Below are 11583 nucleotides of genomic sequence, written 5' to 3' on the forward strand. Positions count from 1 at the left end.
GGCTGTGGAAAATACCTTGCTGCTACTATGACTTGTCTTTCAGATTCAATTAACATCTGAGATGTGCTAGAGAGTAAATTGCCCCAAGATTCAGCAAAATCTATCCGCATAGAAAATCTGGGAGTACAGCATGATGATAACCGAGAGACCCCTCTTTTCCTGGGCGCTGAAATATAATCGTGGGCTTCAGGGGCTACTTGTCTTGCTTATTGTGGTGGCGGTGTTCTTACGTGTCTTGCCCCTGGAAATGCAGAAGCGCATAGTCAACACTGCCATTGGCCTGGAGGATCTTCACGCCCTTTTCATATACTGCGGCTTTTACCTGGCGGCAGTGGTACTGGCAGGATTGCTGAAATATGTAATCAATGTACTGCAAGGCTATATTGGTCAAAAAGTGCTTTTCGAAATGCGCACCCAACTATACGATCACATTCTCCAGCTGCCACTTCCCTTTTTTCGCAAAACACCGGCTGGCATGGTGATCAGTTCGCTAACTTCAGAGCTTGCCTCGGTGGGTGTCTTTCTGGGAAGTGCCCTGGCCGTGCCAATAATCAATGGGCTTACCCTTCTTGCCTTTGCCGGCTATATGCTGCACCTCAATCCTCTGCTGGCAGTGGTGAGCCTGTCAATCTATCCGCTGGAGATTCTAGTGATCCCAGTGCTGCAGAAACGTTTCAATGAACTAAATCGCGACCGCGTGGATACAACCAGACTATTCAGCAATGTGATCGGTGAAGCTGTCTCCGGCATCCACGAGGTTCACGGCAATGGCAGTTACCCGATTGAGAACGAGAAATTTGGCCGCCAGGCAGCCAGACTCTTCAATCTACGGCACCGGATGAACATCTACAAGTTTGGCATCAAGTTCACCAACAACTTTTTCCAGAATATGGGCCCTTTCATTCTTTTCCTGCTCGGTGGTTACCTCGCCATCGAAGGACGCTTTGACCTTGGCGCCCTGGTGGCGTTTCTCTCTGCCTATGAAAAGCTCTATGATCCATGGAAGGAGCTCATGGATTACTATCAGGCCTTTCAGGACAGCCGGGTGCGATATCGCCGTGTTATGGAGTACTTCGAGGGACGACCCGAATTTGTTCTGAAGCCGACAGGCCGCAAGCCCTATGAACTCCAGGGCGCCATAGAGGTGCAAGATCTCAGTTACCTGGTAGACGAAAACACCACACTGCTGGAAGGAGTTTCCCTGTCCGTGCAGCCGGGAGAACAGCTGGCAGTAGTGGGATTTTCTGGCAGCGGCAAGAGCACCCTGGCCATGATCCTTGGGCAACTCTATTCGTACCATCGCGGGCACGTGCTCATTGACGGCACAGAACTGAAGGGGCTGAGCAAACTGGATGTGAATGAGAACGTGGGCTACATCAGCCAGTTTCCCTTTATTTTCGAAGGCACCATCCGCGAGAATCTTCTTTATGGCTGCCAGGCACTCGTGCTGGCAGAAGCGGGGAGCGCCAGGGCACTGCCTGATTATAATAGGGTGCTGGAACTCGTCCATCAGGTGGGCCTTGCTGATGATGTGCTGCGCTTTGGGCTCAACACCGTATTGTCCCATGAGTATGATCGGGACCTGGTGAGCCGTCTCATCAAAGTACGGCTCCTGTTTCACCAGCGCTGGGCTGAGGCGCTGGCCCAGCAGGTGGAATTTTTTGATCTGCACCAGTATATGCGGGAGTGCAGCGTCCGCCGCAACATTCTTTTTGGAGAGCCCTTGCGAGAAGATTTTGAATTCGAGCGATTACCTACCAATCAGGTTTTTCGGAATTTTCTCTCGGAAGTGGAGCTCATTGAGCCACTGCTAAGCCTCGGTATAAATCTGGCCAAGCAGACAGTGTTACTGCTGCGAGACCTGGGCGATGACGCCTTCTTTTTTGAGGCAAGCCCCATACCCCGAGAACAGCTTCCCAGGTACAGTCAGCTGGTGGATCGGTTGACGCGTGAAGGAAAACAACCGCTCTCATCAGAAGATGAAAGGCTGCTGCTCTTGCTGGCTCTCCATTTTACCCCTGCACGCCATAAAATGGTGGCCCTGTCCGAAGAACTGGAGAAGCGCATTCTGGCAGCGCGCCTGCAGTTTATCGCCAACATTGGCAAGCAGGATCTGAGTAGATGCTACCTGGGCATAGACGGCATGAGCCATCCGGAACTGATGGACCCGGAGAAAAGACAAGCTTCCCCTGATTTTATGTTCTACTGTCCGTTCGAGTTCCTTTATGGGCAGAGTATTCTGAACAATGTACTCTTCGGTCGGGTAAAGCGTGATCAACCGGATGCCCTAGAAGAGGTGCAGCGGCTGGTTGTGCAACTGCTGGAAGAGGAGAACCTTCTGGAGAAGATTCTAGATCTCGGCCTCGACTTCCAGGTGGGCAGCAAGGGAGATCGTCTTTCCGGGGGGCAGAAGCAGAAGATTGCCCTGGCGCGTGGCCTTTTGAAGGACCCCCACATTCTCATACTCGATGAGGCCACAGCGAGCCTGGACAACACTTCGCAGGCGAGAGTCCAGGAATTGCTGAAGACACAACTGCGAGGGAAGACTACGGTGGTTGCTGTGGTCCATCGTCTGGACATGGTGCAAGATTACGACCAGATTGTCCTGTTGAAAACAGGCAAAATAGCAGAAATAGGCACATATAAGGATCTGATGGCCCGCAAAGGAGCATTTTATGAACTCGTTCAAGGAAACTGAGAGTCAAACAAGAGCAGCAGCGGACGGCGAAAAAAGCGAGCTCGAGAAAGACCTGCAGGTGCTGCGCAATGTCCCTGCCTTTTCAGTGGTTCCTCTTGAAACCCTCAGACTCTATGCCTACCTGAGCAGGCGGCTCTGCTATCGCCAGGGAACTTTCTTGTTTCGCCAGGATGAACCTGACTCCAGGGGTTATATTCTGGTTTCTGGCACTGCTCAATTACTCAGAGAATACCCTGATCGCACGGTTGAACTGCAGGTGCTGAAAGAGGGAGATTTCTTTGGAGGTCTGGCTTTGCTGGCGGACATCAGGAGACTGTTTTCAGCCAGGGCTCTTACTACTGTGGAGTGTCTGACCCTGGACCGAGAGAGTTTTCGCAGACTGCTCAAGCAATTTCCGGAGGTGGGGATCAAGGTATTGGAGGTAATGGTCAACCGCGTGGTAAAGATGCAGGCGAGAGTATTGGAGGAATGCAGCAAGTATTCTGAGTACGGCAACATGAGCGTTGATTAACAATAACATTGAATTTCTGGTTGCGCGGGCTGAGCAGTCCAGTGGGTAAAGCTGGGTTGCAAACAAGTTTCTTCCCAGCGGTCACATGAAAAAGGTTAGCTTTATCAGAGGGAATCACTAGGCCACCAGTGATGTGGAAGAGAGGAAACAGGTGGCGCCTTGAAATGTCAGGGTGAGACGCTTTGTAAGACAGTTTCATTTTTTGAAACAACGTAGTGGGAATTTTTGTCGGTAAACTGCGCTTTACTACCCATAACATACTGTATTTCGTAGTAAACTAAATATAGTTCTTGCAGCCCCCTCAGGTGGTATGACTATTGCCCCAGGACAAAGGATCGCGCAAATGAGAGGAGATGTGCATTTTCGTGAAGAGAGACAGGAAGACGACATATAACCAAATACTTTGTGAAGGAGGAGGAAAATGGATGAAGTGTTGAAAAACATGACTCTGGAGTTCTTTGGCACTGGCAGCCATAAAATCTCTGCCGATAAAATGCTGGAAAAAGAAAATGCGGTGTTTCTAGACTTGCGCTCCAGAGAAGAAGCAGAAACGATCTCCATAAGCTTGAAACACCATGCCGGTATTATTGCCAAACACATTCCTATCAATGAACTGAGCCACAGATTGGCAGAGCTGCCCAGGGACAAATTCATTGGTGTGTTTTGTCCGGCAAACGTCCGCTCAACCATGGCATATGTCTATCTTCTCAGCAAGGGGTTCACTCAGGTGCGAATAGTCGAAGGGGGCTATGCAGGACTCACCGAGGCCATACTGCCTGGAAAGGTGTGGACACAGGTGCAGTCGAAAAAAATTGGCTAGTATGTTTGGTCTGCTGCGAGGGAGAACTACACATGTTAAAGCTCATTATAGTTGCAGGAATCATCTTTGTTCTGGCAATAGTCATGACCATGGCAGGCAGAGGCGGCGGCAATTTTTATGTGCTGACATTGGTCCTTGCCGGTGTTCCCATGCATCAGGCTGCCACCACCGGACAGTTCATTCTTTTCATGACTGCCTTTGCAGCCCTTATCATCTTTCAAAAACATAAGGTCGTTTCCTGGCCTCTCGCTCTGTTTATCGGCCCGCTAACGGCCCTGGCTGCTCTGGGCGGCGGTTATCTTTCGCACTGGTTCACTGGCTTTACCTTGAAGCTGATATTTTCTGCAATGCTGGCGCTTGCCGGCATGCTGATGCTCTTTCCAGTGCGGGAGAGGACCGACCAACCAGCGGTGAAGACAAGCCTTGGCCACTGGCGCCTCAAGTCGGCGGGTGAGACCTATCTGGTCAATCTATGGGTGGCGGTGCCCATTATAGTGCTGTCCGGTTTTGGCTCAGGTATGGTTGGGGTCTCAGGGGGATCTTTTCTGGTGCCATTAATGGTACTGGCCTGCCAGGTGCCCATGCGTACTGCTGTTGGTACGGCCTCTTCTTTGATCGGAGCCACAGCCCTGATGGGCTTTCTCGGCCACGCGGCTCAGGGCGACTTTAATCCTAAATGGGCCATACCTTTAGCTGCGGTGACCATAATTGGCGGCATTCTAGGTGGAAAATTCGCCCTCAAGACGAAGCCAAAGAGCCTTAAGATGCTCTTTGCTTATACGACGCTATTGGCCGCTCTTTTTATGTTGGTCAATGCGTTCTATAATAGATAAAAGAAGGCTTGGTTTTTTAGGCTGCAATATATACGGGAAAGGGGTGATTGAGGAAAACAGTGGAATGAATGCAGCTTGTGTGTGGTTGACAGAAAAATCCGTCTCAAACTGAGAGAGGAGGTTTTCCATGTGGCGCCGGGGTTTGATACTCATTGTGACAGCTATGGCAGTTTTGGGTCTGTGCTGCTCAATTGCAGTGGCACAGGAGAAAAGCGTGGTTGAGGAAATCCTGGATGTTCTTCGAAGTCAGGGCCAGATCAGTGAAGAACAATACCATGAACTCCTGCAAAAGGCACAAGCGGAGGAGGCAAAAAGGGGAGAAACTAGGCAAGGGAAAGAGATTGGCAAACAAGAGCCTCATGCGACAAAAGGAGAAGAGACAGCTGCGGCAAAAAAAACAAAGGTAGCGATACCTATGTATGGTTACTGGAAAAATGGCTTGGCTTTCGAGAGTGCCGACCGGAAGTTTACCGCCAAAATCGGTGGCAGAATTAATGTTGACGCAGGTGAGGTTGATACAGATCATGATGTAAAGAAATTTTTTGACAACCAGTTCGGCAGCGGTGTCAATTTCCGCCGAGCACGGCTGTCTTTCGAGGCTACAATCTACCATGACATTATGCTCAAGTCAGAATATGATTTCACTTCCGGGGAGACGAAATTCAAAGACGTTTATGTGGGCATGCGTGGACTTCCCTATGTGGGCACCTTGCGGATCGGCCATCAAAAGGAACCGTTTTCTTTAGAGGAAATAATTAGCGGCAACTACGTGACTTTTATGGAAAGGGCCTTGCCGAACGGTTTTGTTCCTGACCGCAACACGGGCCTGGGTTTGAACAACACAGTGCTTGACCGACGCATGACCTGGGCAGTAGGCGGCTTCAGGGAAACTGATAATCAGGGCAGCGGTCTGGGGAATCCTGAGAACTATAATGTAACTGCCCGGGTAACAGGTTTGCCATGGTACCGAGATAAAGGGTCTAGGCTTTTGCATCTGGGACTTTCATACAGTCACAAGTTCGTGGACAAAGGTGGCACCGTGAGATTCCGTTCGCGTCCTGAAACTCAGCTTACTAGCGAGCGCTTTGTGGACACCGGCAGCATTCTAGCGGACGATGTCGATTTACTGGCGCCTGCAGCAGCAGTGGTTTTTGGTCCACTGTCTTTTCAGGGTGAATACATCTACAGCCATGTGGATCCCAAACAAGGGAGTAGCCTTGATTTCGACGGCTACTACATTTATGGCAGCTATTTTCTTACGGGTGAACATCGTTCTTACAGCACCTCGCATGGAGCCTTCTCGCGAATAAGACCGAAGAAGAATTTTCAGCTCCACGGCGGCGGTTGGGGCGCCTGGGAAGTGGCCTTGCGGTACTCGCACATGGACTTGGATGACGAGGATGTGGAAGGCGGCAAACTGTCAGACATCACAGCCGGGCTCAACTGGTATCTCAACCCGAGTGTTCGGATCATGTTCAACTACATCCACGCCGACCTCGATCATGTGGGCGATACCAACATATATCAGTCAAGATTCCAAATTAATCTTTAGTCTTGACAAGGACTATATGCCATTCTAGCTTTATTCAATAAAGAAGCTATTTGTGGCCGGGGATGAAGGCGTGAGTGAATCGACTTACAGAGTTCGACGAATACTGCTGCCATTGAAATTTTCCCACGTAACCGACAATGCCTTTGCCACGGCATTGCGGCTGGCGAAATGCTGTCAGGCGCGCCTGCATATCCTCCATGTGCTGGATCACCGTTTGCGGCAGCCGGAGATAACAGAGGATGAAATTGCCGAGATAACTAAAGCGGCCGAAAAGGAGTTCCAGGAAAGATACCTGCCGCGTCTCGAAGGTTTCAAGGATTACGCCTTCAACTGCTGGGAGGGTGATCCGGCCATGGAAACAGCCAAGCTGGCCGACAGCATCGGGGCGGATTTTATTGTTGTGGGCTGCCACACCAGGCGCGACAGGCCGTCGCCAACCAGGCTGGGCGAGGTTGCCCTCGCCCTGCTGCAATGGGCCCCCTGCCCGGTCACTGTGGTACCGTGCGAAATTCATCGGTAGGGTGCATTTCCCTCTTCGTTGTGCATATTCAATTTTGTTCTCTAAAGTACTTCTTCTGCCTTGCCAACCAGCCTGAGAGGCCAATTGCCATTCCATACTGCTTCTTCGTGTAAAGTCCATCGTGAACAGATGTTAATTAACACCCATTTACTCCAGTTTTATATAATCCTTTAAAAATCACACAGTTAACTTCCTCTAACAGATCGCATCTGTTCAGGCATATATATTGCTGTTTCTTGGCCAGACAAAATTTCCGAGGCAAGGCACTGCCGTCCAGGCGTGTATCGAACCTACAGAGCAGGAACTCTAAAAAAATGGTGAGGTGATGATTTGTTGGACGAACAAAGTGGAGGAGTTTGCTCGCGAGACTGTCCAAGGGTGGGTACTGGTGCCAAATAGAAGATAAGGAGGAGGGTTCTGGTGAATATTGGCAGGAGGAGTTTTTTCAAGATCATCGGAGCTGCGGCCGGCGTCAAGGCCCTCAATACCCCGGGCGGCGCTCTGGCAGCTGTGCCTCCGAAGCAATCAGCCGAGACCCTGGCATGTCTGGTTGATACCACTGTGTGTGTGGGCTGCCGCAAGTGTGAGGAGGCATGCAATGCAAGGAACAAGCTTGCCAAGCCTGCTGAGTCTTTTGAAGAGATGACCGTGCTCGAGAGTCCCCGCCGTCCAAATGAGAACTCTTACACCGTGGTAAACAAGTACTACCCTCAACACATTGGCTCTCTCACCTGGCGCAAACGGCCTGTCTACGTGAAATTTCAGTGTATGCACTGCAATGATCCATCCTGTGCGTCGGCCTGCATTGTGGGAGCATTGCACAAGGTGCCGCAGGGCCCCGTAGTCTATGACGTGAGCAAGTGCATAGGGTGTCGCTACTGCATGGTCGCCTGTCCATTTCAAATACCAGCATATGAATATCACAATCCCCTTACTCCTGAAGTGAGGAAATGCACTTTCTGCTTTGCACAGGTCAAAGATGGTGGTCTGCCGGCATGCGCCCAGGTGTGTCCCATGGAGGCTATCACCTTTGGCAGGAGATCTGAGCTCTTGCAGCTAGCGCGCTGGAAGATGAAGGAAAATCCTGGCAAGTATGTGGATCACATATATGGAGAGCAGGAGGTGGGCGGAACCTCGTGGCTCTACTTGGCGTCTGAACCCTTTGAAACCATTGGCTTTCCCAGGCTTGGAACCAAGCCGCCGCCGCGTTTGACTGAAACGATCCAGCATGGACTGTTCCGTTATTTTGCAGCGCCCGTAGGGCTGTATGTCTTGCTCGGCGGCATAATGTGGGCCACGGGATTTTATGGCAAGTACAAGGATGAAACCAAAAAGAGCAGTAATTCCTCGGAGCAGCAAGGAGGCGCTTCATGAACTCACATGAAAGGGCCGCGCCAGTGCAAGAGAAGTTCCTCACACCAGGTGTCATGGTAATGCTTGCCTTCATGGCTATGGGATTCGCCTTTGCTATTGCTCGCTTCCTGTACGGTATCGGTGCGGTTTCTAATTTGAACAACCAGTTCCCTTGGGGTATCTGGATCGCAGTGGATGTGGCGTCAGGGGTGGCCCTGGCCGCTGGAGGTTTCACCACAGGCGCCATCGCTTATGTCTTCAACCGGCGTGAGTTTCATGCAGTAATTCGTCCGGCCCTGCTCACTGCCATGTTGGGTTATACATTTGTGGTGCTGGCGCTTTTGGTGGACATTGGGCGCTACTGGAACATTACCAGTCCAATTTTTAACCACAACGGCAATTCGGTCCTCTTCGAAGTGGCTGTTTGCGTGATGATATATTCAAACGTTCTATATATTGAATTTCTTCCTATAGTGGTGGAGCGCTTCAAAGGAAAGGTGAATTTGCCGGGGCCCCTGGCCCGGTTCAACCAGGCGGTGGAAGCGCTCCTGGCTTTTGCGGACAGGACCCTCGGCAAGGTCATGTTCCTCTTTATCATTGCCGGCATCGTACTTTCCTGCATGCATCAATCTGGGCTCGGCTCTCTCATGCTGATTGCTCCCTACAAGGTTCACCCCCTGTGGTATACGCCTATCCTGCCGTTGCTGTTTCTTTTGTCAGCCCTGGCTGCAGGCTATCCCATGGTAATCTTCGAGTCCATTATCGTGTCCAAGTCATTTGATCGCCAACCAGAAATGCAGGTGCTCACACCCTTAGCCAGGTATATGCCTGTGCTCATAGGAATTTATCTGGCCGTGAAGATCGGTGATATGTTGGTGCGCGGCACCTACGTCTATCTCTTTGACGGCAGCGTGCAGAGCAATGCCTTCCTTGTAGAGCTGTGGCCCTGCCCTTTGTGCTTCTTCTGTTCAAGAAGATCCGTCATTCGCCTGGCTGGCTCTTTTTTGCTTCCACCATCTATGTTCTAGGAGTGGTGTTGAATCGGATAAATGTCTTTGTGGTGAGCTATACACCACCTTATGTGATCAAATCTTACTTCCCCTCCGTGGGCGAGGTGGCCATAAGCGTTGGTTTTGTTGCCGCCCTGATGTTTCTTTATCGGGTTTTCGTATTCGTCTTTCCTGTGTTGGGCGAACGACCCAGAAAGATGTCCACGGCGGTGCTCTTGCTGCTGGGAATCTCAGCACTGCTTTGGGGCCGCACTCAAGCGCTAGCCAGCGAAAATTCCTCCATACCCAAAAGCATCATGTCAGTCACCAGGCAGGAGTTTCCCTCAATTGCTGAGGCCCCTAAAGTCTGGGTTCTGAACAATCAGATAATCAACAGCTATTCTGATCTTTATGAATCAGTGCGTTTCATGCACAGCAAGCATGCCAATGTCCTGAAAGATTGCACCATATGTCATCATCGGCTGCCAAAGAATGACAGTGACAAAATTGGTGAGCCGGTTTCACTGGAAAAGCTCAAAGAAATGAAAAAAATGCCTGTTGGTTGCAGTGGCTGCCATAATCGACCCTTCAACAGGGAGCATCCGGAAATACCCGGCCTGAAAGGGGCATACCATCGGCTCTGCATCGAGTGTCACAGAGAGGCCGAACAGGTGCCACACGTCCGCGGCCCTGTGGTTTACAGTGCCATGGTAAGAGGCCCCATCGCCCGGACCCTGGACACCCGGGCCCCCACTGATTGTCTCTCCTGTCATGCCAAAAAGGTGCCTGATCATAGCAAACTGGTGCAGTTGCAAGGCACCACGGTTGATGCGGTCACTGTTACCAAGACCTGTCTTTCCTGCCACGAGACGGAAGGAAAAGCCATTCTCAAGACCTCTCACTGGAAGTGGCAGGGACCCTCACCGTATACGGTTGGCTACGAGAAGCATATTGATCTGGGCAAGAGCAGCAAAACAATAAATAATTTCTGCATCAATCTCAATGGCAACTGGCCCAGATGCACCAGTTGCCATATCGGCTATGGTTGGAAAGAGAAGCATTTCGACTTCAGCGATATGAGCAAGATCGATTGCCTGGTCTGCCATGACACCACTGGCACATACAAGAAGGCGCCACCTGGGGCGGGTTTCCCCAAGAAAGACGTGGACCTGGTACAGGCCCAGTCGGGCTACCTGCGGCAACAACTGTCACTTCAGGGGTGGGGGCGGTGACGCAGTAAAGCACGGTGATATGAACTCTATTCTCACCAAGCCTTCCGGCAACTGCGACGTTCACATGGGGGTGGACGGCAAGGGAATGAATTTCCGCTGCCAGGATTGCCACAAAACTCGCAACCACATGATTTCTGGCCGCAGCATCTCGGTGCCAGTAGCAGAGGGGGACCTTTCCTGTGAATACTGCCACACAGACAGACCCCATTTAGCAGACAGCCTCAAGGCCTATCACCTGAACAGGCACAGCAAGCATGTGGCCTGTCAGACGTGCCACATCCCGGTCTACTCCAAGTGCAAGCCCACGAAAGTCTATTGGGATTGGTCAACTGCAGGCAAAGATTTGCCGCATCATAAAGACAAATATGGCATGCCCACCTTCAAAAAGAAAAAGGGCAGTTTCAAGTGGCAGGAGGCAGCAAAGCCATCCTACTTCTGGTACAATGGCACGGTAAAGCGCTATATTCTGGGAGATAGGATCAACGCAAATGGTGTGACTCAGCTGACAAAGCCGGTGGGGGATATCAGTGATCCTGCCTCGAGAATATATCCCTTCAAGATCCATCGGGGCAGACAGATAAGCGATGCTGTGAACAAGTACCTGATTGCGCCGCAACTCTGGAAGGGCTTCTGGAAGCACTGGGATTGGGACAGGGCTGCCAGAAACGGTATGCGCTATGCTGGCCTGGACTACAGCGGCAAGTATGAGTTTGTGGATACTGTCATGTACTGGGGGCTGACGCACGAGGTAGTGCCGAAAGAGCGGGCGCTGTCCTGTGCCCAGTGCCACCCGACACTTGCCAGGGCACCGTATTGTGCCAGGTGTCATAAACCGGAGCCTGGCGTGGATTTCAAGAAGCTGGCCACTCAGGGGATGGATTTCAAACTGCTACTCGAGAAGGGCAGAGATGTAGCCGCGCTTGTAGGACAGACAGATTATCTCAATTTCAAAGCCCTTGGCTATGCGGGCGATCCCATTGAGACAGGGGGGCGCTTCAGAAAACTTCCCCTCAGCACAACTGTTGTCCAGAAAAAACGAAGATAGTGCCGGCAGTAATTTCAGCTGGTAGATGAT

General features: G+C 51.2%; 8 protein-coding genes and 1 pseudogene. All 9 read left to right on the forward strand.

The window, feature by feature from the left end:
• Positions 1 to 133: 133 nt before the first annotated feature.
• The 9 genes and pseudogenes from JRI89_01225 (at position 134) to JRI89_01265 (ending at position 11553) form a co-directional block, all read left to right on the forward strand.
• The gene (locus tag JRI89_01225; GenBank protein ID MBW2069854.1) at positions 134 to 2698 is read left to right on the forward strand and encodes an ABC transporter ATP-binding protein/permease; all 2565 of its coding nucleotides are present in this window, start codon (positions 134 to 136) and stop codon (positions 2696 to 2698) included.
• Positions 2676 to 3209, forward strand: a complete 534-nt coding sequence (locus JRI89_01230; protein ID MBW2069855.1) for a cyclic nucleotide-binding domain-containing protein — start codon at positions 2676 to 2678, stop codon at positions 3207 to 3209. Before JRI89_01225 ends, JRI89_01230 begins: the two co-directional genes overlap by 23 nt.
• A 421-nt stretch (positions 3210 to 3630) precedes the next feature.
• A complete protein-coding gene (locus JRI89_01235) occupies positions 3631 to 4029 on the forward strand; it encodes a rhodanese-like domain-containing protein (GenBank protein MBW2069856.1) in 399 nt (132 codons plus the stop codon).
• 32 nt (positions 4030 to 4061) lie between these two features.
• Entirely contained in the window at positions 4062 to 4862 is an 801-nt protein-coding gene (locus tag JRI89_01240; protein MBW2069857.1) for a sulfite exporter TauE/SafE family protein, read from the forward strand.
• Positions 4863 to 5076: 214 nt separating this feature from the next.
• Positions 5077 to 6414: a porin gene (locus tag JRI89_01245; protein MBW2069858.1), complete on the forward strand. Its 1338-nt coding sequence runs from the start codon at positions 5077 to 5079 to the stop codon at positions 6412 to 6414.
• 70 nt (positions 6415 to 6484) lie between these two features.
• Positions 6485 to 6934: a universal stress protein gene (locus tag JRI89_01250; protein ID MBW2069859.1), complete on the forward strand. Its 450-nt coding sequence runs from the start codon at positions 6485 to 6487 to the stop codon at positions 6932 to 6934.
• A gap of 420 nt (positions 6935 to 7354) precedes the next feature.
• Positions 7355 to 8308, forward strand: a complete 954-nt coding sequence (locus JRI89_01255) for a 4Fe-4S dicluster domain-containing protein (protein MBW2069860.1) — start codon at positions 7355 to 7357, stop codon at positions 8306 to 8308.
• Positions 8305 to 9500, forward strand: a pseudogene (gene hybB, locus JRI89_01260) (Ni/Fe-hydrogenase cytochrome b subunit). Before JRI89_01255 ends, hybB begins: the two are co-directional and overlap by 4 nt.
• Positions 9501 to 10527: 1027 nt before the next feature.
• A complete protein-coding gene (locus JRI89_01265) occupies positions 10528 to 11553 on the forward strand; it encodes a hypothetical protein (GenBank protein ID MBW2069861.1) in 1026 nt (341 codons plus the stop codon).
• Positions 11554 to 11583 lie beyond the last annotated feature (30 nt).

The sequence above is a fragment of the Deltaproteobacteria bacterium genome (genome assembly GCA_019309045.1).
In the GTDB taxonomy this organism is placed as follows: Bacteria; Desulfobacterota; Syntrophobacteria; order BM002; family BM002; genus JAFDGZ01.